The 22737-nt window shown below is 63.3% G+C and carries 23 protein-coding genes; 15 read left to right on the top strand and 8 right to left on the bottom strand.

The window, feature by feature from the left end; translation table 11 throughout:
• Positions 1-204: 204 nt before the first annotated feature.
• The 3 genes from F3H95_RS06245 (at position 205) to F3H95_RS06235 (ending at position 1690) form a co-directional block, all read left to right on the top strand.
• Positions 205-996 carry an N-formylglutamate amidohydrolase gene (locus F3H95_RS06245; RefSeq protein ID WP_149745610.1) on the top strand — a complete coding sequence of 264 codons (792 nt, stop codon included), beginning with the start codon at positions 205-207 and terminating at the stop codon, positions 994-996.
• Between the two features lie 27 nt (positions 997-1023).
• Entirely contained in the window at positions 1024-1329 is a 306-nt protein-coding gene (locus F3H95_RS06240; RefSeq protein WP_149745304.1) for a DUF1244 domain-containing protein, read from the top strand.
• A 91-nt stretch (positions 1330-1420) separates the two neighbouring features.
• The gene (locus F3H95_RS06235) at positions 1421-1690 is read left to right on the top strand and encodes a DUF2312 domain-containing protein (RefSeq protein ID WP_149745303.1); all 270 of its coding nucleotides are present in this window, start codon (positions 1421-1423) and stop codon (positions 1688-1690) included.
• Between the two features lie 110 nt (positions 1691-1800).
• On the opposite strand, the gene F3H95_RS06230 is transcribed toward F3H95_RS06235, so the two are convergent.
• Positions 1801-3588: a DUF882 domain-containing protein gene (locus F3H95_RS06230; protein WP_244617934.1), complete on the bottom strand. Its 1788-nt coding sequence runs from the start codon at positions 3586-3588 to the stop codon at positions 1801-1803.
• Between the two features lie 345 nt (positions 3589-3933).
• On the bottom strand, positions 3934-5469 hold the full coding sequence (locus F3H95_RS06225) for a sigma-54 dependent transcriptional regulator (protein ID WP_143127730.1): 1536 nt from the start codon (positions 5467-5469) through the stop codon (positions 3934-3936).
• A gap of 208 nt (positions 5470-5677) precedes the next feature.
• Between F3H95_RS06225 and F3H95_RS06220 the strand changes: the two genes are divergently transcribed.
• The 10 genes from F3H95_RS06220 (at position 5678) to hemH (ending at position 16422) form a co-directional block, all read left to right on the top strand.
• Entirely contained in the window at positions 5678-7501 is a 1824-nt protein-coding gene (locus F3H95_RS06220; protein WP_149745609.1) for a M3 family oligoendopeptidase, read from the top strand.
• Positions 7502-7559: 58 nt separating this feature from the next.
• Positions 7560-8099 (top strand): hypothetical protein, encoded by a 540-nt coding sequence (locus tag F3H95_RS06215; protein ID WP_149745301.1) that lies wholly within the window; start codon positions 7560-7562, stop codon positions 8097-8099.
• Positions 8099-8515, top strand: a complete 417-nt coding sequence (locus F3H95_RS06210; RefSeq protein WP_149745300.1) for a hypothetical protein — start codon at positions 8099-8101, stop codon at positions 8513-8515. The genes F3H95_RS06215 and F3H95_RS06210 overlap by 1 nt, the downstream gene beginning before the upstream one ends.
• 74 nt (positions 8516-8589) lie before the next feature.
• Complete coding sequence (locus F3H95_RS06205) at positions 8590-9780, top strand: aminodeoxychorismate synthase component I (RefSeq protein WP_149745299.1); 1191 nt, start codon at positions 8590-8592, stop codon at positions 9778-9780.
• A complete protein-coding gene (locus F3H95_RS06200) occupies positions 9729-10391 on the top strand; it encodes an aminotransferase class IV family protein (protein WP_143127726.1) in 663 nt (220 codons plus the stop codon). The genes F3H95_RS06205 and F3H95_RS06200 overlap by 52 nt, the downstream gene beginning before the upstream one ends.
• 36 nt (positions 10392-10427) lie before the next feature.
• Positions 10428-11336, top strand: coding sequence for a DUF3445 domain-containing protein (locus F3H95_RS06195; RefSeq protein WP_149745298.1), 909 nt, complete (start codon positions 10428-10430; stop codon positions 11334-11336).
• Between the two features lie 125 nt (positions 11337-11461).
• Entirely contained in the window at positions 11462-12907 is a 1446-nt protein-coding gene (locus F3H95_RS06190) for a homospermidine synthase (protein ID WP_143127724.1), read from the top strand.
• Between the two features lie 138 nt (positions 12908-13045).
• Positions 13046-13408, top strand: a complete 363-nt coding sequence (gene omp10, locus F3H95_RS06185; protein WP_143127723.1) for an outer membrane lipoprotein Omp10 — start codon at positions 13046-13048, stop codon at positions 13406-13408.
• A gap of 213 nt (positions 13409-13621) precedes the next feature.
• Positions 13622-15256, top strand: a complete 1635-nt coding sequence (locus tag F3H95_RS06180; RefSeq protein WP_149745297.1) for a bifunctional metallophosphatase/5'-nucleotidase — start codon at positions 13622-13624, stop codon at positions 15254-15256.
• Positions 15257-15384: 128 nt separating this feature from the next.
• Positions 15385-16422, top strand: a complete 1038-nt coding sequence (gene hemH / locus F3H95_RS06175) for a ferrochelatase (protein ID WP_149745296.1) — start codon at positions 15385-15387, stop codon at positions 16420-16422.
• A gap of 49 nt (positions 16423-16471) precedes the next feature.
• Here the strand turns inward: hemH and F3H95_RS06170 are convergent, their stop codons facing one another.
• The 5 genes from F3H95_RS06170 to queC form a co-directional block, all read right to left on the bottom strand.
• Positions 16472-17230, bottom strand: a complete 759-nt coding sequence (locus F3H95_RS06170; RefSeq protein ID WP_149745295.1) for an MBL fold metallo-hydrolase — start codon at positions 17228-17230, stop codon at positions 16472-16474.
• Positions 17227-18036, bottom strand: a complete 810-nt coding sequence (locus tag F3H95_RS06165; RefSeq protein ID WP_188134306.1) for a GNAT family N-acetyltransferase — start codon at positions 18034-18036, stop codon at positions 17227-17229. The genes F3H95_RS06170 and F3H95_RS06165 overlap by 4 nt, the downstream gene beginning before the upstream one ends.
• A gap of 82 nt (positions 18037-18118) precedes the next feature.
• Positions 18119-18874, bottom strand: a complete 756-nt coding sequence (queE, locus tag F3H95_RS06160) for a 7-carboxy-7-deazaguanine synthase QueE (RefSeq protein WP_244617933.1) — start codon at positions 18872-18874, stop codon at positions 18119-18121.
• The gene (gene queD / locus F3H95_RS06155) at positions 18853-19209 is read right to left on the bottom strand and encodes a 6-carboxytetrahydropterin synthase QueD (protein WP_143127718.1); all 357 of its coding nucleotides are present in this window, start codon (positions 19207-19209) and stop codon (positions 18853-18855) included. Before queD ends, queE begins: the two co-directional genes overlap by 22 nt.
• A 6-nt stretch (positions 19210-19215) precedes the next feature.
• Entirely contained in the window at positions 19216-19923 is a 708-nt protein-coding gene (gene queC, locus F3H95_RS06150) for a 7-cyano-7-deazaguanine synthase QueC (RefSeq protein ID WP_149745293.1), read from the bottom strand.
• 171 nt (positions 19924-20094) lie between these two features.
• Here queC and F3H95_RS06145 point away from each other — a divergent pair, with 171 nt between their 5' ends.
• The gene (locus F3H95_RS06145) at positions 20095-21111 is read left to right on the top strand and encodes an SPFH domain-containing protein (RefSeq protein ID WP_149745292.1); all 1017 of its coding nucleotides are present in this window, start codon (positions 20095-20097) and stop codon (positions 21109-21111) included.
• Between the two features lie 3 nt (positions 21112-21114).
• Positions 21115-21579: an NfeD family protein gene (locus tag F3H95_RS06140; RefSeq protein ID WP_149745291.1), complete on the top strand. Its 465-nt coding sequence runs from the start codon at positions 21115-21117 to the stop codon at positions 21577-21579.
• Positions 21580-21603: 24 nt separating this feature from the next.
• Here F3H95_RS06140 and F3H95_RS06135 read toward each other — a convergent pair whose 3' ends face one another.
• On the bottom strand, positions 21604-22599 hold the full coding sequence (locus tag F3H95_RS06135) for a KpsF/GutQ family sugar-phosphate isomerase (RefSeq protein ID WP_149745607.1): 996 nt from the start codon (positions 22597-22599) through the stop codon (positions 21604-21606).
• Between the last annotated feature and the right edge of the window lie 138 nt (positions 22600-22737).

Raw genomic sequence — 22737 nt, 5'->3', positions numbered from 1 at the left:
GGCTTTTCGACACGGCTTCCGTTGGGACTCCATGAGATTTGATATGCACTGTCTTCGCCCGCCGCCTTTCGAAAGTCAATGAAATCTAATCGATTATAATCGCTTGGTTACCGGTTGACTTCACAGGGTTTCGGCTTGCGCCGCCACCCCGCAGCGTGCGAACAGCAATGCCAGACACATGCAAATTTCGGCAAGCGGATGGCAATGCAGGCATTCTCCTCTCATGAAATCATAGCCGGTCATCATGACAGGGGCATGGTGCTTCTCGCGGACCACGCGATGAACCGCCTGCCCGCGCCCTATGGCACGCTCGGCCTCGATGACGCGGCCTTTGCGCGGCACATCGCCTATGACATCGGCGTGGAAGGGCTGACCCGGCGGCTTGCCGCGCGGCTCGGCGTGCCGGCCGTCCTCTCCTGCTTCTCGCGGCTGCTGATCGATCCCAATCGCGGCGAGGACGATCCGACCCTGATCATGCGCATCTCCGACGGCGCGATCATTCCCGGCAACCACCCGATTTCCGAGGCGGAGTGGCAGCACCGCCTCGACACCTATCACCGGCCGTATCACCGAGCAGTGGAAACGGAAATCGCCGCGGTTGCGGAAGCAAGCGGCAAGGCTCCGCTGGTGCTGTCCCTGCATTCCTATACGCCGGCCTGGAAAGGCGTGCCCCGCCCCTGGCATGCCGCCGTGCTGTGGGATACCGATGACCGCGCCGTTCTGCCGCTGCTGTCCGGCCTTCGCGCGCCCGGCGATATCCTTGTCGGCGACAACGAGCCCTATGACGGCGCGCTGAAGGGCGATACCATGTATCGCCACTGCATGGTGAAGGGCATTCCCCATGCGCTTCTGGAGGTGCGTCAGGACCTGATCGGCGATGAGGCCGGCATCGCGGCCTGGGCCGAGCGGCTGGCACCGATCTTTTCCACCCTGAATGCCGATCCGGCCCTGCACGAATACCGTATTTTCGCCTCACGCACCGGGCCCTATGCCTGAGCGACGCCACCGACACGGAGGATACCGATGAGCGACCTGACCGAACAGCAGCGCCTGGAACTGGAAGCGGCTGCCTTCCGCCGTCTCGTCGCGCATCTGCGCACGCGCACCGACGTGCAGAACATCGACCTGATGAATCTCGCCGGCTTCTGCCGCAACTGCCTCTCCAACTGGTATCGCGAGGCCGCCGAAGAGCGCGGCCTGCCCGTCAGCAAGGATGCCTCCCGCGAGATGGTCTATGGCATGCCCTACGAGGACTGGAAGCGGCTTTACCAGAACGAGGCGAGCGACAGCCAGAAAGCCGCCTTCGCCGCGAACAACCCGCACAAATGAAGGCGGCTTGCCGCGAAACGCCTTGACCTTGCCTTCCGTTCACGGCAGGTGACTGCACCCACTCAAATTGTCCGAAAGACAGGAGGCCCCGATGTCTGATGCCCATGGCGTCGCCCGCGACCAACTCCGCGCCTTTGTCGAGCGCATCGAACGACTCGAAGAGGAAAAGAAGACCATCGCCGACGACATCAAGGATGTCTATGGCGAGGCAAAGTCCATGGGCTTCGACACGAAGATCCTCAAGAAGGTGATCGCGCTGCGCAAGAAGGACGAGCAGGAGCGCATGGAAGAGGACCTGATCCTCGACACCTACCTGCAGGCGCTCGGCATGGTGGTTGCCCCGGACGAAGACGCCGCCTGAACGGCGACGTTCACGCAAAAACCGGACCGGAATGCAAAAATCCCGTCCACGCCTGCCGGTGTGGACGGGATTTTGTTTTTGGAGACGGCCGTCAGCCAGCCCGCAACAGGTCAGGGCTTGGCTGTGTTTCCACCGCTGAAGCGGTTGGGATCGATGTTCGCCGTAGTCGACACGGGCTTGAAGCCCTCGCCATAGGCAGCCGAATATTCGCTGCTGATCGCCCGGGTGATCAGGCGCGGCGCCTTCATCGAGGCAACCGCGTCGGTCCGCTTGGTGGCAGTGGCCCAGGCGGCCAGCATATTACCGGTCAGAACCTTGGTGCCGGGATTGGCGGGGGTTCCGCCCAGCTTCGTCACCGCGCCACCCTTGACCACCTTGCCAGGAGTGGTGGCTGGCGACGGTTTGGGGGGATCAAAGCCATCGTTGAAGATCATGCGGCCCACCTCGTCATTGGCAGAGGGCTGCGCGGCCGAGGCGACTTCGACATTGGGATCAGCCGTGGACTGAACGGATGCGGGCTGATGCGCGGCGGTTCGATAATAGTTGGCGCTGCGGGCCACCTCGGCCAGCATGCCTGGCGTCAGCACCGGCTGACGGGAGAGCGGCGGAACCGCTTGCGGTCCCGTCGCGACTTCGGCAGACGACAAAGCCGCATCCGGACGATGCGCCGGCAGCGGCACGGCGGCCAGCATGGCGGCACCGGTTTCGGTGCTGTTGACGGAGGCGGTCACGATTCTGGCAGGCTCGGCTTCGCCCTGCTGGCGGCGCGGACCAAGAAGCGTGGGCACCGGCACGACCATGCCGGCCAGATCGACCGGGCGAGCTTCATCCGGCCGCGCCATCGGCGTTGCGGGCGTTGCCGGAAGGGCCGCCTGCAGCGCCTCCTGCGCCGCATTGCGCGACGAGGGCAGAAGCGCCGTGGCAAGACCGCCGCCCTGCGGCGCCTCGCGGAAGGCCGGGCGCGCCAACGGAACCGGGGCGGTCATGTCAGGAGAAAGCGCGGCAACGGCTACGGGAGCCTGAGGCGGTGCGGCCTGAACGGGCGCGGCCTGCATCGGCCTTGCGGGGGTGGAGGGCTGCGCGGGCGCGCCTTCCTCATCCGCCTCGGCCGCGGCCTGAACGGGCGCACGGGCGCCAGCGGCTGCACGCGGTGCCGGAGCGGAAATGGTTTCGGCATCCTCATCTTCGTCGCCGCCGCCAAACAGCATGGCCATCAGCGTATCGCCGCGCTTGCGCTGGCTGGAGGAGCCGACACTGCCGGCCGTACCGGCGATCTGGATCGAATCGGCGCCGACACGACGCTTGTAATCGGCAACAGCCTGCTCGTAGCCCGGCAGCGGCTTGCCATCGGCGGGAATGTGCATGGTATTGCCGTTCGGGAACAGCTGCACCAGTTCATCGCGCTGCATGCGCGGCCAGGCACGCACGCTGCCGACATCAAGATGCACGAAGGGCGATCCGGAGGTGGGATAGAAGCCGACGCCGCCCACCTGCAGCTGCATCGCCGTGCGGCGCAGCGTGGCAAGCTTCACGCCCGGAATGAAGAAGTCCATCGCCTTGCCCTGCATGTGCTGGCTGTTCTTCGCCACGCCCTTGGTGCGCGACCGCAGCATGCCGTTGGTGGTGGGAGAACGATAGGCAGAGACGACATGGATGTAATCGGTGGCGCCGACGCGGCGATAGACTTCCCAGACCAGATCGAACAGGCGCGGGTCCATGCGGGTCGGTTCGTTGCGCCGCCAGTCCCGCAGGAACTGGTTCAACTGCTGCAGGCCCTTCGGATCGAAACGGCCATTCCGCTTGAAGGTGATTTCCGCATATTCGCCCGTGTGGACGAAATAAAGTTTCAGGCTCCGGGTCTCACCCGCAGCCGCGGCCTGGCCGACCTGCACCGACACAGCAGTGACGCTGAGCGCCAGCGAGAGGAAGGCAACCGCGACGCGCTTCAAGAAGGCTTGAAGCAAGCGCCTGACAGGCCGCCATCCGTTGTCACCCGAAGGCGTTGAAACTGCATACTGATACGGCAAGTCGTTCCCCGTCTGACAGACAACATCAGGCGTTGTCTCACATGACCGTGAATTGCGGTTACACGATGGCAAATCTGCCACACGTTCACAAGCCCTTCCTTCATAGTCAACAAATCCCTACCGAAAGGTTGACGAAGGATGACCGAACATACTTGCCCGAGAATGAATATGCGAATTTTCGAAGGCAGGCTCAGTGGGTGTGAGGCGGCGTGGGGGTTACGCCGCCTCCTTCAAAGGGTCGTCAGGATCGATCCCGTAATCCTTGAGCTTGCGGTAGAGCGTCGAACGGCCAATGCCGAGCTTGCGCGCCACCTGACTCATCTGGCCGCGATAGAATTTCAGCGCGAAGCGGATGAGTTCCTCCTCCACATCGGCAAGCTTGCGAACCTCTCCTGTCTCGTCGGTGCTCACGATGATGTTCTCAGGTCCCCCGAACATCGGATGCGCGAGCGCCGATTCGGCGCGGGATTGGCGATAGGCCTCGGCAAAGCCGGCGTCTGATTCGTCGGCGTCGTCGGCATTGAGCGGCTCTGCCGCGGTTGCCAGAAGTTCCGGGCTCTGGAAGTCCGGGATCTGGGCGGCGATCTGCGGAAAATCCTTTTCCGTCAGTTCCGGCCCTTCGGCCAGCACCACGGCGCGGAAAATGGCGTTTTCCAGCTGGCGGATATTGCCCGGCCAGTCATAGGCGGTCAGAAGCGCCAGCGCACCCGGACCGACATGCAGCGCATGCTCCAGTTTCTGTTCTCCCGAAAAACGCTCGGTGAACACGCGGGCGAGATGCGGAATATCCTCCTTGCGCCGGCGCAGTGCCGGAATGGTGATCGGGAAGACATTGAGCCGGTAGTAGAGGTCTTCGCGGAAGCGGCCGGCACGCACTTCCTCGATCAGGTCCTTGTTGGTGGCGGAGACGAGACGCACATCCACCTTCTGCGTCTTGCCGGCACCGACGATCTCGATCTCGCCCTGCTGCACGGCGCGCAGAAGCTTCACCTGCACGTCAAGCGGCAGGTCGCCGATCTCGTCGAGGAAGAGCGTGCCGCCATCGGCCTCGACGAACTTGCCCACATGGCGTTCCGTCGCACCGCTGAAAGCCCCCTTCTCATGGCCGAAGAGCACGCTTTCCACCATGTTGGAGGGAATGGCACCGCAATTGACGGTGATGAAGGGCTTGGAGGCACGCTCGCCGCCGGCCTGGATGGCACGCGCGATCATTTCCTTGCCGACGCCCGATTCGCCTTCCAGCACCACGGGAATGTTCGATTGCGCAGCACGCTGGGCGAGATCGATGACCCGAAGCATTTCGGGGCTTGCCGAGACGATGTCGCCGAAGCTGACGCTGGTGCCGCGATCACCGCGCACCGCCCTTACCTTCGCCTCGCGATGATCGACCTTGAGCGCATTGGAAATCGAGGCTGCGATCCGCTCCGGCGACACGGGCTTCACGACGAAATCGAAGGCGCCGGCCCGCATGGCCTGAACGACGGTATCGATGCCGCCCTGGCCGGTCTGGACGATCACGGGAGTGTCGATCCCCATCTCGCCCGCCGCCTGAAGGAAACCGAGGCCATCGAGTTCCGGCATCATCAGGTCCAGCACGATGACGTTGAACTGGCTTGGATTGCGCTTGAGGAACTCCAGCGCGATCCGGCCGTTCTCGGCCAGATGGGCGGCATGCCCGTAGCGCTCCACGGCGTTCTTCAGGAGGCGCCGCTGAACGGGATCATCGTCGACAACAAGAATATGGGCCGTCATGCTCGCTCCAGAATCATGTCTTTGTCCCACAGCGGGACCCAGTATGCAAGGTTGTCTCAGGCAGGCTTAAACATCCCGTTTTGAGAAATGCTTGCATTTTACCCGCCAGCCATGAAAACAACCAGAGACCCGAATATATCAGAGATTACAAGGGAGCCAGATCGTGTTATCCGCCTTTTCCGCCAGTCACAGCAACCTTTTCAGGCATATTCCCTTTGTATCGAATGGAGCCACCTCCGCAAGTCCGTCCGATGCCGATCTTGGCGATTTGCCGAGCTGGAAGCTCGAGGATCTCTATCCAGCGCGTGACAGTGCCGAATTTGTTAACGATCTTGCCCGCTCCATGGAGATGGCCCTTGCCTTCGAGGCGAAATGGAAGGGCAGACTTTCAGACGCCGCCGCCCGCACGGGCGCCGAGGGACTGGGAGCGGCAATTGCCGAATACGAGGCGCTGGACGATCTCGTCGGCCGCATCGGCTCCTTCGCCGGCCTCACCTATTATTCGGATACGGCAAGCCCGGCCAACGGCAAGTTCTTCGGCGACGTGCAGGCAAAGCTGACGGATCTCTCCGCCCATCTCCTGTTCTTCCCGCTGGAGCTGAACCGCATCGAGGATGCGGTGCTCGAGGCCTGCCTGAAAGCCGATGAGGCCGCTGCCCATTATGCGCCCTGGCTGCTCGACCTGCGCAAGGACAAGCCCTTCCAGCTGGACGACCGGCTGGAACAGCTGTTCCTGGAAAAATCCATGACCAGCGCCGGCGCCTTCAACCGCCTGTTCGACGAGACGATGGCAGACCTGCGCTTCGAGATCGACGGGGAGACACTGCCGCTCGAGCGCACGCTGAACCTTTTGCAGGAACCGGAAGAGGGCAAGCGCCGCAAGGCTGCCGAAGCCCTCTCCAAGACCTTCGGTGAAAACCTGCGTGTCTTCACGCTGATCACCAACACGCTCGCCAAGGACAAGGAAATCGGCGACCGCTGGCGCGGCTTCGAGGACATTGCCGATTCCCGCCATCTCGCAAACCGCGTCGAGCGCGAGGTCGTGGATGCGCTGGCGGCAGCCGTGCGCGAGGCCTATCCGCGCCTCTCCCATCGCTATTACGCGATGAAGGCGAAATGGCTCGGCATGGAGCAGATGAATTTCTGGGATCGCAACGCGCCGCTGCCGGAAAGCCCCACCGCGCTGATCCCCTGGAATGAGGCCAAGGACACGGTGCTGTCGGCCTATGGCCGCTTTGCGCCGGAAATGGCGGCGATTGCCGGCCGCTTCTTCGAGGAGGGCTGGATCGATGCCCCCGCCCGCCCCGGCAAGGCGCCGGGCGCCTTCGCCCATCCGACCGTGCCCTCCGCCCACCCGTATGTGCTCGTCAACTATCTCGGCAAGCCGCGCGACGTCATGACGCTCGCCCATGAACTGGGGCATGGCGTGCACCAGGTGCTGGCCGGCGAACAGGGCGCGCTGATGTGCCAGACACCGCTGACGCTCGCCGAAACCGCCTCCGTGTTCGGCGAGATGCTGACCTTCCGCGCGCTGCTGGAGCGCACCACCGACCGGCGTGAACGCAAGGCCATGCTCGCCCAGAAAGTGGAGGATATGATCAACACGGTCGTGCGACAGATCGCCTTCTATGATTTCGAGCGCAAGGTGCACACGGCGCGACGCGAGGGCGAGCTGACCGCCGAGCAGATCGGTGAACTCTGGCTTTCGGTGCAGAGCGAGAGCCTGGGACCGGCAATCCGCATCTCGGAAGGCTATGAAACCTGGTGGACCTACATCCCCCACTTCATCCACTCGCCCTTCTACGTCTACGCCTACGCCTTCGGCGACTGCCTGGTGAACTCGCTCTACGCCGTCTACCAGAACGCCGAAAGCGGCTTCCAGCAGAAGTATTTCGAGCTGCTGAAGGCCGGCGGCACCAAGCACCATTCGGAGCTGCTCGCCCCCTTCGGCCTCGACGCCACCGATCCGGCCTTCTGGAGCAAGGGGCTTTCGATGATCGAGGGGCTGATCGACGAGCTGGAACAGGCCTGATTGCATCTTGACAGCATCTTCCCGCACAGGCTGAATTGGCCGAAACGGGGGGGATGCCATGGATCTGGATCAGCGATACGGCAGTGCCGTCCCGCCGCAGGCGCACGGCCTGCGGCAAGGGGAAGACATGTTCGCCCCCAGGTCGCTGGTCATGCTGGCAGAGACGGACGATGCGCCGGGTATCGTCGGTTTCATGCGCGCCGTTCAGGAGAGTTGCGCGCTTTCAGGCTTTTTAAGCGGCGGCGTTACCATCCTGTGGATCATCGATCGGGAGGGCGCGCTCCGCATCGCCGTCGAGGAAGCGTTTTCAGACGGTGACCGGCGAATACCGCTCATTAACGACATCAAGGCTATGCTGCAGCAGTCAGGATGGAGCAAGCTCGGCCACCCGTCCTTGCTCAATGAAGACAAGCTTGGACGGATCGCAGGCGAGGCAACCTTTCTGCCGGGGGACAATGTCTGGGAGATCAACAATCTGTCAGGCCGCTATGGATTGGGACTGGATCGCACCGCTACCCATCTTGAAAATGTCGCAGGCATCTTGCGTGCCTCTGGGCTGAGGATCATAATCGATTTCAATCAATTGAGGATGGCGTAATGGCGTTCCCGGACGACGGGCCATACATCTCCCGCAAACTGCGCTTTTCCGGCGCGCAGAGAGACCGCCTCAGATCGCGCTTCACGGGGGATAAAACTGCGACCCGGCAGTTCATCGATGAACTGTGGGATACCATCGCTCCGGACATGCCGGGCGCTGGCTGGCCGGACGAGGATTTCTATGTTCTTGGCGTGCAGGTCGCCGATATCCTGCCGCATATGTCGGTGGGCGAAATCACCGCCGCCTTTCCGAACATCCAGACCCACGCACTCTACAATCCGCGGCTGGCATCGTTTCTGTTTGGCTTTGGCGGGCAGGAATTCGGCAGGCTGGCCGATCCGGACGCGATTGCCGATATGGTGCGGCAACTCGATACCGAATCGTCATACCGGGTCGCTGCCGCGGTGGCTGGCTGACGGGCGCCTTGCCGGTGGAACGCGGGCACGCTATGAGCCCGCCACCTTCCGGCCGAGATTGGTGAAACGATCCCTTGCAAGCGCCCTCCCCTTCCGCCTACGCCCTGTTCCGCGATGACCGGGCCCAGAAGAGCCTGCTCTTCACGCAGCCGGTGGAGATCGTCGTCGCACGCCGTGCGGACGAGATCCTGCCGGCGCTGGCACGGCTGGAGGCGGCACGGCGCGCGGGGTTCTGGCTGGCCGGCTACATCTCCTATGAGGCAGGGCATATCTTCGAGGAGAAGCTGCGGCATCTGATCGTCGCCAATCGCGAGACGCCGCTGATCTGCATGGGTCTGTTCGAGCACCCCGCAACGCCCGACCATCCGCTGGCAGCACCGCCGGACGGGACGATGGCGGAGGACGAAGCCGCCCCGTTCCTCACCGAGCCGCGGGCCGCCTGGGATTTTCCGGCCTACCGGACACGCTTCGACATCCTGCACCGGCATCTCAGACAGGGCGATTGCTATCAGGCGAACCTCACCATGCCGATCACCGCGCGCTTCCGGGGCGATCCGCGCCGCGCCTTCTGGTCGCTCGTCGAGCGCCAGCCGGTCCGCTACGGCGCGCTGATCGATCTGGAGGCGGAGCGCAGCGGCCCCGTCATCCTGTCGCGTTCGCCGGAACTGTTCTTCAAGGTCGATGCGGCGCGGATGATCGAGACGCATCCGATGAAGGGGACAGCAGCCCGCGGCACCGATGCGGCCGAAGACGAGGCGATCATTGCCGCCATGCTCTCGGACGAGAAGACCCAGGCCGAAAACCGCATGATCGTCGATCTGCTGCGCAACGACATCTCGCGCATCACCGAGGTCGGCACGCTCTCCGTGCCCAAGCTGTTTGCCATCGAGACCTATCCGACCGTGCACCAGATGGTCAGCCACGTTCAGGCGAAGCTTCGGGCGGAGATCGGCCTGCCGGAGATCCTCGACGCGCTGTTTCCCTGCGGCTCGGTCACGGGCGCGCCCAAAATGTGGGCCATGCAGATTCTCGGCAGACTGGAGACGGGCCCCCGCGACGTCTATTGCGGGGCGATCGGCTGGTGCGATCCGGCCGGACCCATGCGTTTTTCAGTGGCCATCCGCACGCTGACCCTTTTCAAGACGGGCAATGCCGTCTTCAATGTCGGCGGCGGCATCGTGTTCGATTCGAAGGCCGAGACGGAATATGAAGAATGTCTTCTAAAAGCGCGCTTCGCAGTAAACCGGCAGCGGATTTCCTGCTGATCGAAACGCTGCGCTGGGAACCGGAACAGGGCTTTCTGAGGCTCGACCAGCATGTGCGGCGCCTGACGCGCTCGGCCGATGCGCTGGGCTTTCGCGGGCCGCAGCAGGTGCTGGAGCAGCTGAAGGAGCATGTGTCGGGTTCCGACCCGATGCGCGTGCGCCTCACGATGACTTATCGCGGCAAGATCGAGGTGACGGCCACGCCCTTCGTGCCGGAACCCGAGGGCAAGGTCTGGCGCCTGCGGATCGCCAGTCACCGGATGGTGTCCGACGATGCGCTCTACCGCCACAAGACGACGCGGCGCGAACCCTACGAGATCGCACGCGCCGAGTTTTCGTCCGAGGAGGCCGACGAGGTTCTGCTGCTCAACGAGCGCGGCGAGGTATGCGAGGGCACCATCACCAATCTCTTCGTCGAAGCGGCGGACGGGCAGCTGGTGACGCCGCCGCTCAACAGCGGCCTGCTGCCGGGCGTGCTGCGCGCCGAACTGATCCGCGAGCGCAGGGCCCGCTCGGAAGTGCTGCTGCCGAAGGATCTGGAGGGCGCCAAGCTCTTCGTCGGCAATTCGCTGCGGGGCCTTATCCCCGCCGAGCTTGCCGCTGCCGGCTGAGACCGTACGCGTGCGCCCCACCTCCAGGAAAACGCCATGCCCACCTATACCCCCTATGACGGCTCCGCGACGCCCTTCACCATAGGGCTTGCGCAGCTTGATCTGGCCGACTGGATCGAGCCGGATGGCGATCTTGCCGCCTATCTCGCGGAAAAGCGCCGGTTGCTCGCCAGCCACCGCGACATGATCTTCAAGGCCGAGGCCGGCACGGAAGGGGCGCAGGCCGAGGTGCTGGCGCTGCTTGCCGCCTACCTGCCGGAGCGTCATCCGGGCATTTACCGTAGAACGGAGGACCGCATCGAGATCGAGGCCGGACCGGCGGTGACCCTTGCCGATGCCGCCCGGCCCGCCCTCGAAACCGCAGGGCTTCTGGTGCAGGACGATCTCGTCCTGATGCGCCGGGGAGATGCCGGCTGGCGCATCGCCGCCGCCTTCGTCGCCTTTCCCTCCTCCTGGTCGCTCGAGGAAAAGTTCGGCCGCGTGATGGACGAGGTGCATGCGGAGGTGCCGGATTTCCAGGGCGGCAGCCGCAATGCGGACCTCATCAACCGCATGTTCGACCGCCTGCCGGCCGATCGCGCCGTCAAGCGGCTCAACTGGTCGCTGAACTGGACGGACGAATTGTTCCTGCCCAAGGCGAAGAGCCAGCGGGTGATGCCGGACCTGCCGCCGGAGGAGGCGGTGCTGCGTGTCGAGCGCCAGACGCTGCGCAAGCTGTCGGAGAGCGGCGACATCCTGTTCACCATCCGCATCTATCTCGATCCGATCGCAGCCCTTGCCCGCGAGGCGGACGGCGCAGGCCTGATGCGCGCCCTTGCCCAACAGCTTGGCGCAATGAGCAAGGAACAGGCCGCCTACAAGGGTCTGTCGCGCAAACGCGAGGCGTTGATCACACGGCTGACGGAGGAGGCCGAAAGCCTCCAACTTTCACAGGTTCTGCCATAGGCCTGTTGTGTTCGCCCTCTTTATTGTGTGAGCGATTTGTGGTCTAGACGCCGCATACGCGCACGTAACCTTGCCGCAACACGGCCCTCACTGCTTGAAGATCCGAGGGACCGAAGGAGCTACAGATGACTGAAACCACCCATCCGGTTTATGCCGAAATCACCGGTCCGATCGTCATGATCGGCTTCGGCTCCATCGGCCGCGGCACGCTGCCGCTGATCGAGAGGCACTTCAAGTTCGACAAGAGCCGCATGGTGGTCATCGACCCGCGTGACGACGACAAGGCGATCCTGGAACAACACGGCGTAAAGTTCATCCAGGCGCATGTCACCAAGGACAATTATAAGGAGCTGCTGAAGCCGCTGCTGACCGAAGGCGAAGGCCAGGGCTTCTGCGTCAACCTCTCGGTCGATACCGGCTCGCTCGATCTCATCAAGTTCTGCCGCAAGCTGGACGTGCTCTATATCGACACCGTCGTGGAGCCCTGGCTCGGCTTCTACTTCGACAAGAGCATGAAGAATGCCGACCGCACCAATTATGCGCTGCGCGAAACCGTGCGCCAGGAAAAGAAGAAGAACCCGGGCGGCACGACGGCCGTTTCCTGCTGCGGCGCCAATCCGGGCATGGTCTCCTGGTTCGTCAAGCAGGCCCTGCTGAACGTCGCCAAGGATGTCGGCCTCGAGATCGAGGAGCCGGCCTTCGATGATCGCGAAGGCTGGGCCAAGCTGATGAAGAAGGTCGGCGTCAAGGGCATTCACATTGCCGAGCGCGACACCCAGCGCACCAAGAACCCGAAGCCGCTCAACGTGTTCTGGAACACGTGGTCGGTCGAAGGCTTCATCTCGGAAGGCCTGCAGCCCTCGGAACTCGGCTGGGGCACGCACGAAAAGTGGATGCCGAAGAACGCCAAAAAGCACAAGAAGGGCTGCAAGGCCGCCATCTATCTGGAGCAGCCCGGCGCCAATACCCGCGTACGCACCTGGTGCCCGACGCCCGGCCCGCAATACGGCTTCCTCGTGACCCATAACGAGTCGATCTCGATCGCCGACTTCTTCACCGTCGAGAAGGATGGCGAAGCCGTCTACCGCCCGACCTGCCATTATGCCTATCACCCGGCCAATGACGCGGTTCTGTCGCTGCACGAAATGTTCGGCAATGGCGGCAATGCACAGCCGGTGCTGCATGTTCTCGACGAGAACGAACTGGTCGATGGCGTCGACGAACTTGGCGTGCTGCTCTACGGCCACGACAAGAATGCCTACTGGTACGGCTCGCGCCTTTCTCTCGAAGAAACGCGCCGGATCGCCCCCTACCAGAACGCCACCGGTCTGCAGGTCACCTCTGCCGTGCTCGCCGGCATGGTCTGGGCGCTGGAAAACCCGCAGGCCGGCATCGTGGAAGCCGACGAGATGGATTACAAGCGCTGCCTCGAAGTGCAGTCGCCCTATCTTGGCCCGGTTGAGGGTCACTATACCGACTGGACACCGCTCGATGGCCGCCCGGGCCTCTTCCCCGAGGATCTGGACGAGAAGGATCCGTGGCAGTTCCGGAACATCCTGGTGCGGACGTAAGTCCTGCCTCCGGGATCGGGATACGGCCCTGAATGTCCGCGGGGCGGCCCCTGTCAAAGCGGCCGCCTTGCATTAGATTAGCGTTCGCGCCATCGTCGGGCCTGACGATACTGCGCTCGAATCGCGGGAGACGAAAGAATGAAGATCAAAGGGAGCCTCGCGCTCGTTGCTGCCGCCATGATGCTGTCGGCCTGTGTATCATCCCCGGAGCCGCGTCCGATGCCACCCGCGCAGCCGCAGGGTGTCGAGGGTGCCTGGGTCGATCCGAACGGCATCGTGTCCACGTTCCAGGGCGGCACGTTCAACACGCGCTCCACAGACAACAACGCCCTTCTCGCCTCGGGCACCTATATCAATACCTCGCCGACGCTGGTGGAAATCAACATGACGTCCATCGTGCGGCGTACCCAGTCGCGCGTCAATTGCGCTCTGGTCACCCCGACGCAGCTGAACTGCACCTCCGACACCGGCTCGCAGTTCTCGCTGACCCGCCGCGGCTGATCATCCACAATTCCCGCATGCCCGAAACCCCGCTCCGGCGGGGTTTCTGCTTTTGGTTGCACACCCACAAACACCTCACCACTGTCATATTTCGCTTGAAGTCGCGTGACCGCGATGAAAACATGCGTCATGGCATGCGTGTCACAAATCACAACTAAGAAGCAGGCGGAACGGGCGCATGGGACGTCGCCCAGGCAAAAGGAGAATATCGGGATGATCAAAAGAGTAGGTTTCAGTATCGTGGCCGCGGCGACCTTCGCCCTGTCCACCGGCGTGGCCTTTGCGGACTACCAGCTTGACATCCTCCACATCAACGACCTGCATTCACGCATCGAAGCGATCAACAAGTACGATTCAACCTGCACTGCAAAGGAGCAGGAGGCGAAGGAGTGCTTCGGCGGCATCGCCCGCGTGAAGAGCGCCATCGACGGCTTCCGCAAGGCCAAACCCGGCGCCAACGTGCTGGTTCTCGACGCCGGCGACCAGTTTCAGGGCTCGCTGTTCTACAGCACGTTCAAGAGCGCACCCGTTGCCGACTTCATGAACGGCATCGGTTTCGACGTGATGGCCATCGGCAACCACGAATTCGATGACGGTCCGCAGGAACTCAACAAGTTCATCGGTGCGCTGAAGTTCCCGATCATCTCCGGCAACACCGTGCCGGCCAAGGGCTCGCTTCTCGACGGCAAGTACAAGGGCTACGTGATCAAGGAGATCGGCGGCCAGAAGGTGGCTGTTGTCTCTGTTCTGGCAACCGACACCGCCGAGACCTCCTCGCCCGGTCCGGACATCAAGTTCGAGGACGAGGTCACCTATCTGAAGGCGGCGGTGAAGGAGATCCAGGCGCAGGGGGTCAACAAGATCATTGCGCTGACCCATGTCGGTTACAACAAGGATCAGGAGATCGCCGCAGCCGTGGACGGTATCGACGTCATCGTCGGCGGCCATAGCCACACCTATCTCTCCTCCACCGATTCCAAGTCTTCCGGCCCCTACCCGACCATGGTGAAGAACCCGTCGGGCGTCGAGGTTCCGGTCGTTACCGCCTATGCCTATTCCAAGTATCTCGGCGAGCTGACGGTGACCTTCGACGACAAGGGTGTGGTGAAGTCCGCGACCGGCGCACCGAAGCTGCTCGATGCCTCCGTGACACCTGACGAAGCCTACACCGCCAAGGTGAAGGAACTCGGCGCACCGCTCGAAGAGCTGAAGAAGAAGGTGGTCGGCGTTTCCGAGGCCACGATCGATGGCGACCGCAAGACCTGCCGCGCCGTGGAATGCACCATGGGCAATCTGGTTGCCGACGCCTCGCTTGACCGCGTCAAGAACCAGGGCATCACGATTGCCATCGTCAATGGCGGCGGTCTGCGTGCCTCCATCGACCAGGGCGACGTGACCATGGGCGAAGTGCTGACGGTACTTCCGTTCCAGAACACCATCGCCACCTTCCAGATCAAGGGCGCCGATATCCAGGCGGCGCTCGAGAACGGCGTCAGCCAGATCGAGGATGGCGCCGGTCGCTTTGCACAGGTCGGCGGGCTGAAATATACCTTCGACCGCTCCAAGCCGGTCGGCAGCCGCGTCAGCAACGTCCTGGTCAAGGAAGGCGATGCCTTTGTCGCGCTCGATCCGGCCAAGACCTATGGCGTCGTCACCAACAACTATGTCCGCAGCGGCGGCGATGGCTTCAAGATGTTCGCCACCAATGCCGTCAACCCCTACGACTTCGGACCGAATCTGGAGCAGACGGTGGCCGACTACCTGACGGCACACAACCCCTACAAGCCCTATACCGATGGCCGTATCACCGATGCGACGCCGGCCGGCTACGTGGCGCCGAAGAAGTAAGACCTTTTGTCACGAGGTTGCCGACGGCCCGGGGCTTCCCCGGGCCGTTTTTTATTCCTAGATAAAACCGTTCGCATCCGGATTGCGTATTCAGACCGGATACTCCCCTTGCGCCCAGGAAAACCGAAATGATCAATGCCTCCGCCGTCCACCTGCCCGCCGATCATCCTGAGGTCCGCTTCGGCAAGGTGGGCGTCCTGCTCGTCAATCTCGGCACGCCGGATGGCACGGACTACAAGTCCATGCGCCGCTATCTGGAGGAGTTCCTTACGGACCGCCGCGTGATCGAATGGTCGCGCCTGTTCTGGTATCCGATCCTCTACGGCATCGTCCTGAACAAGCGGCCGCAGAAGGTCGGCAAGGCCTATGAGTCGATCTGGAACAAGGAACTCGACGAGAGTTTTCTGCGCACCTACACCCGCAACCAGGCGGAAAAGCTCGCCGAACGCTTCAAGGACATGCCGCATGTGCATGTGGACTGGGCGATGCGCTACGGCCAGCCGGCGATCCAGGCCAAGATGAACGAGATGCAGAAGGCGGGCTGCGAGAAGATCCTGCTCTTCCCGCTCTATCCGCAATATGCCGCTGCCACGACCGCCACCGTCAATGACGAGGCCTTCAAGGCGCTTCTGAAGATGCGCTGGCAGCCGGCGCTGCGCACCGTGCCCCGCTATCACGACGACCCGGTCTATATCGATGCGCTGGCGACCTCGATCGAGAAGCATCTCGCCACGCTCGACTGGGAGCCCGAGATCGTGATCACCTCCTATCACGGCATCCCGATGTCCTATTTCAAGAAGGGCGATCCCTATCACTGCCAGTGCTACAAGACGACGCGCCTGCTGCGCGACCGGCTGGGCTGGTCGAAGGAGAAGCTGATGGTCACGTTCCAGTCCCGCTTCGGGCCGGAGGAATGGCTGCAGCCCTATACCGACAAGACCGTGGAAAAGCTGGCCAAGGACGGCGTCAAGCGTATCGCCATCCTCAATCCCGGCTTCGTCTCCGACTGCCTGGAAACGCTGGAGGAAATCGCCGAGGAAGCCGGCGAGGATTTCCTCCACAATGGCGGCGAAAAGTTTGCCCACATTCCCTGCCTCAACGACAGCCAGGAGGGCATGGCGGTGATCGAGCATGTGGTGCGCCGCGAACTGATGGGCTGGGTATAAGACCGGCATCCTGACCACCGCGCCGATTGACGAGGCGGCAGAGGATCCGTCACCGTGGTGCCGGAAACATGATCTCCTCTGCGTCCGCAGGAATGCGCAGGCGATGGTCTCCAAGGCCGTACGCCTTAGCGGCGGCGCGAAGATCGGCACGGCTCACCGTCGCATGATCGAGTGAATCCATGTGCGTGGCGACCACGGTGGCAAGCGGCGCCGCCTCGCACAGGGCGACGGTTTGCGCGGCGTCCATCACGATCAGGTCCTCGCCCCAGTATGCCCCGCAGGCATGGCTGACGATGACCTCTGGCGCGGTTTGCCGGATCGTGTCGAGTACCGGAGGATAGAGCACGGTGTCTCCCAGCCAGTAGAGGTGCGGCTCCCCTGCCGCCGTCAGGCTGAAGCCCATCACTGAGCCCATCTCTGCCAGCACAGCTCCAAGGCCATGGCTGCCATCCCGTCGGGTGATCGTGATGCCGTTCCAGTGAAGTGCCGTCGCAAGCGGAGTGACATCGACGAAGCCCGCCGATCGCAGCGTCTCCTCGTCCCCCGGCTGACACAGGATTGGCATGTCTTTCGGCAGACGTGCTCTGGCAACCGAATCGAAATGATCGGAATGCAGATGCGAGACGATGACCAGGTTGACATCCTGCAGGATCGCCTCGACCGGCATCGGCAGATCGACCAGTGGATTGTTCGATCTGCCCGCATAGGAGGGCAGGCTGTGTTTCGGCGCAAAATAGGGATCGATCAGGATGACACGACCGGCATAGGCAAGCCGGAGCGTTGCATTGCGGATCAGTTGCAGCTTCATGAAAGCATTCCGATGGCAGGATCGCCTGCGCAAGGCGCAGAGGCGAGAAAATGCGTGAGCGTCAGCACATGCTGCAGGCCGATCGCCTGGGCAAGCTGCACAGAGGGCCGGTTCGTTTCTTCCACCACATAACGCCCCTGGACACCGCGCCTTGCAAGTTCGGCGATCGCGGAGCCGACGACGCGTGCGGCATGGCCCTGACGCCGACGATCCGGCCGCGTCGAAAGCCCGCCGACTTCCCAGATATGACCGTGGTTCTGGAAGGCAAAGCAGACCGATGCGACATCATCGCCATGGCTATCTTCCACCACGAAGGCATGGCCCGATGCCAGCAGCGGCATAAGCCAGTCGCGCTGATAGCCCCGCGCCTCCAGCAGGGACCAGGCCTGCGGCAGCGGATCGTCCGTCATCGGCAGCCGTGGATCTGTCTGGAGAGATGGTGCGCCAAAGCTGCCGGTGAAGGACAGGAAGCTTGTCGTGCGTCTGAGATCAAACCCCTCTGCCACGACAGCGCGATCTGCCTCTGCTGCCAGCTTGAAGACGACGCTCACGCCGCATGGCACATGGTCGAGCAGCCGGCGCGTCAGATTGGGGCCGTCGCTCGCGATGAAACAGACGAATGCTGCGCCCGGATAGGTCTCGCGGTCATAGGGGCTGGCCGCAACCTGCAAAAGCACCAGCACGGCCTCCCCCTCCTCTCCGCGCACGTGAAAGCTCTCGGTATCCTGCGGATAGGACTGCAGATACTTCAGGAGCGAAATCGACGTGAACGGATCGCGGCTCAGATAGGTGTAAACGTCACACATCATGGGTTCCAGCACGGCTTTGGGGCAGACTGCGCCGGACGGCATTGATGGTCCAATCAAGAGATGGAATGCAAACGCCCGTTCAGACGCCGCGCCGGTTGCCCCACAGCACCACATGCAGTTGCGGCAGCACGGTCGCGGCAAACCAGCCCTCGGCCATCACCCGGTCCACCAGCCAGTGCATGCGCCCCATGATGCCATCGAGGTCGATCACCGCATCCTCGGCTTCCGGCGGCGGGGGCGTGTGGTTGCCGGGCTGCAGATAGACGGGCAGCGAGCGACAGAGCGCGGCGACCTCCCACGCAAAGGCGAAATCCGCCTCATCGAAGATGACGAATTTCAGCACCGTGCGCGGGCCGCCGGATGCCGCCTCGACAGAGGCCAGCAGAGCTTCCGGATCGAACGCCATGCCGCTGGAAGGCGGCTTTGGTGAGAGCACCAGCACGTCAAGATCGGCAAACCAGTCCCGAGCGATAGACCCCTGCGTTTCCAGCGCGAAGCGATAGCCGCGGGCATGACCATGGGCGATCAGGCCGCCGAGTGGCTGGATCGCCGGATTGCCACCGGACAGCGACACCATCAGCGGACGTCCCCCGGACAGCCTCTCGACCTCGCTCCAGATCGCCGCGACGCTCATCGACTGCCAGTCGGCGCGAAAGCGGCTTTCCACCGCATGCAGGCTGTCGCACCAGACACAGCGGAAATCGCAGCCGCCGGTGCGCACGAACACCGTCGGCTGGCCGATCAGCACGCCCTCGCCCTGGATGGTCGGCCCGAAAATCTCGCTGACGCGGATCAGCGATCCCTCGGCTTCCGTCACGGACGATACTCCGCCCAGGTCTTCGGCGTCTCGCTGACCTTGACCGCCGCCGTTTCCGGAAAGCGTGCCTTGCACCAGTCGTAGAAATGTCGGGCCAGGTTTTCCGCCGTGCTCATCGAGGAGCCCAGCACCTCGTTCAGATGCCGGTGATCGAAATGCTCGTCGATATAGGTCTTGAGCACCTTCAGCTCGTGATAGTCGCGCACGAAGCCGTCGGCATTCAGCGTCTCGCCGGCCAGCTCCACCACCACGATGTAATTGTGGCCGTGCAGGCGGGCGCACTGGTGATCGGCCGGAAGATGCGCCAGCTGGTGCGAGGCGGAAAAGTGAAATTCCTTGGTGATGCGGTACATGGGCGATCAGACCTCATCCGCGCGGAAGCCGGCGGTGGCCGCCTTCCAGAAATCCGGATCGTCATAGACGGTCGGGTCCTCGACGCCGGCCAGATGGAAGGCCTCGCGCCGCTCCACGCAGGTGCCGCAGCGGCCGCAATGCCGCTCGCCGCCCTTGTAACAGGACCAGGTTTCGGCAAAGGGCGTGCCGACGTGCGCGCCTTCGGTGACGATGTCCGCCTTGGAGCGCATCACGAAGGGCGCATGCAGCACCACATCGGCATAGCCTTCCAGCGCATGGTCCTGCATCACCTGGAAACTGTCGATGAAGCCTGGGCGGCAGTCGGGATAGATGAAGTGATCTCCGCCATGCACGGCAATCGCCACCGCCTCCGCCTGGCGCGCGGCGGCAAGGCCGAAGGCAATCGCCAGCATGATGGCATTGCGGTTCGGCACCACGGTGACCTTCATGGTTTCTTCGGCATAGTGCCCGTCCGGCACCGCCACATCATCGGTCAGCGCCGAGCCGGAGAGATGCCGGCCGATATTGGAAATGTCGATGATCTCATGCGGCACGCCGAGCCGTTTTGCCGCGAGAGCTGCGAATTCCAGTTCCTTGCGATGGCGCTGGCCGTAATCGAAGGAGATCAGGCCGATCAGGGTATGTTCAGCCGCCACCTTGTAGGCAAGCGACACGGAATCCAGTCCGCCGGAGCAGACGACGAGGGTTTTCATGGCAGGTATCCTTGTTTTGACCGGGTAGGCTGCGACCGGAGAGTAACCTTCGGGGCCTTAGCCGAATTCCGGTCCCCTTGCAAATCACGAGCGGAATTCGGGCCCGGTACTAGTCTCGCGCCACCGGAAACCATACATCCTGGTTAACCGCAGGAACGCTTGGAGGGATTTATGCCGCTGTCCGGCTTCGACATCGTCGTCATTGCGCTCGTGGTCTTCGTCATTCTCGTGCTGTTTGCGGGGATCAAGACGGTGCCGCAGGGCTATCGCTACACGGTGGAGCGTTTCGGCCGTTATACCCGCACGCTCGATCCGGGCCTCAACCTGATCCTGCCCTTCATCGACAAGCTCGGCGCCAAGATGAATGTGATGGAACAGGTGCTGACCGTGCCGACGCAGGAGGTGATCACCAAGGACAATGCCAGCGTCTCGGCCGATGCGGTGGCCTTCTATCAGGTGCTCAATCCGGCCCAGGCCGCCTACCAGATCGCCAATCTGGAAAACGCCATCCAGAACCTCACCATGACCAATATCCGCTCGGTGATGGGCTCGATGGATCTCGACGAACTCCTCTCCAACCGCGACCTCATCAACGAGCGCCTGCTGCGCGTGGTGGACGAGGCGGTCGGCCCCTGGGGCATCAAGGTGACCCGCGTCGAGATCAAGGATATCCAGCCGCCGCGCGATCTGGTGGAAGCCATGGCCCGCCAGATGAAGGCGGAGCGCGAGAAGCGCGCCCAGGTGCTGGAAGCGGAGGGCTCGCGCAATGCGCAGATCCTGCGCGCCGAGGGCGCCAAGCAGGCGGCCGTACTGAAAGCCGAAGGCGAGCGCGAGGCCGCCTTCCGAGAGGCCGAAGCCCGCGAACGTCTGGCCGAGGCAGAAGCCAAGGCAACGCTCGTGGTGTCTCAGGCGATTGCCGGCGGCGAGGTCAACGCCATCAACTACTTCGTCGCGCAGAAATATACCGAGGCGCTTGCCGCGATCGGCACCGCCTCGAATGCCAAGATCGTGCTGATGCCGATGGAGGCCTCCTCGCTGATCGGCTCGCTCGGCGGCATCGGCGCGATTGCCCGCGAGGTGTTTGGCGAGACCGCGCAGAACGGCCAGCCGGTGCCGCCGCGCACCGTGGCCGCCCCGCGCAGCACGCCGGCGGTCAATCCTTTCAACCGGCCGGGCAGCGAGGGTTAAGGCATGATCCCGCAAATGGTCGTGGCACTCGGCCCCTGGAGCTGGATTATCATCGGGCTGGTTCTGCTCGCGGCGGAACTTGCCGCGCCCGGCGTCTTCCTGATCTGGATCGGGCTTGCCGCCATGCTGGTGGGCGCGCTCTCCCTGCTTTTCTGGGAGCAGAGCCTGTGGAGCTGGCAGCTGCAGCTGGTGATCTTTGCCGCCCTTGCGGTCGCCATCACGCTCATCGGCCGCCGCCTGTTCGCCCATGCGCATGGCGAAAGCGACGAGCCGATGCTGAACCGGCGCGGCGATAGCCTCGTTGGCCGCACCGCAACGCTCGCCGAGCCGATCCGCGAGGGCCGCGGTCGCATCAAGCTGGATGACAGCTCGTGGTCGGTCTCCGGGCCGGACCTGCCGGCCGGCATGCGGGTGCGCGTCGCCGCCTGGACCGGCACGGAACTGATCGTGGAACCGGTCGTCGGCTGAGCGACGGGCGGCCAAAAGCCGTCGTCAGGCGACGCCGATGCGCAGAAGATCATGAAAATGCACGAGGCCGATCGGCTTGCGCGCCTCGTCTATGACAATCAACGCGCCGATATTGTGCTTGTTGATCAATCCAAGCGCTGCCGTCGCAAGCGTCGAGGCGACAATCGTCTTCGGCGTTACCGTCATCACGTCATCGACGCAGAGTTCGCCGAGATTGCGGTGCAGGTTGCGCGCCATATCGCCTTCCGTGACGATACCCGCCAGCGTGCCATCCTCATTGAGGACGATGACGCAGCCGAAATGCTTGTGGGACAGTGTGCGCACCGCGTCGGGCATCGGCGTTCCACGTGCCACCAGCGGCAGGCGCTCGCCGGTATGCATGATGTCGCCCACATGGGTGAGGCTCGCTCCCAGCTTGCCGCCGGGATGGAAGACGTGGAAATCGGTTGCGGTAAAGCCGCGCGCTTCCAGAAGCGCCACCGCAAGCGCATCCCCCAGCGCCAGTTGCATCAGCGTGGAGGTGGTCGGTGCCAGTCCGTGCGGGCAGGCCTCCTGCTCGGCCGGCACCAGCAGCACCACGTCGCTCTGGCGGGCCAGCGAGGCCTGCGGCGCGCAGGTGATCGACACCAGCGGAATGGAGAAACGGCGCGTATAGGCGATGATGCTTTTGAGCTCCGCGCTTTCGCCCCCCTTGGAAATGGCCAGCACCAGATCATTGCCGGCAATCATGCCGAGATCGCCGTGATTGGCCTCGGCTGCATGGACGAAAAAGGCCGGCGTGCCGGTGGAAGCGAAGGTTGCCGCAATCTTCGCGCCGATGTGGCCGCTCTTGCCGACCCCCGTGACGATCACGCGGCCGGAAATGCCGGCGATCATCGCGATCGTCTCACGCAGGGGTTCCGCGAGCCCGTTGCCGAGGGCCGCCTCGAGCGCGCTCAGCCCCTGCTTTTCGATGGATATGGTGCGCAGCGCCGAGGCAATCACATCGGCCTGATCGGGGAGAATGGCTTTGCTGTTCATGCCGCTGCCATAGCGCGGCGGACGGCGGAAGTCCATGCGGCACCCGGTCCCGGCGGTGCAAGGAACCACAAGCGGCCCGCAACCAAGGATTAACCCTGTTCCTTTAGCATTTGCTCACCATGGCGTCGCGCCACGACC

The organism is Rhizobium sp. RU35A (assembly GCF_900156005.1).
GTDB classification, from domain to species: domain Bacteria; phylum Pseudomonadota; class Alphaproteobacteria; order Rhizobiales; family Rhizobiaceae; genus Neorhizobium; species Neorhizobium straminoryzae.
This window is presented reverse-complemented; position numbering and strand designations above follow the sequence as displayed.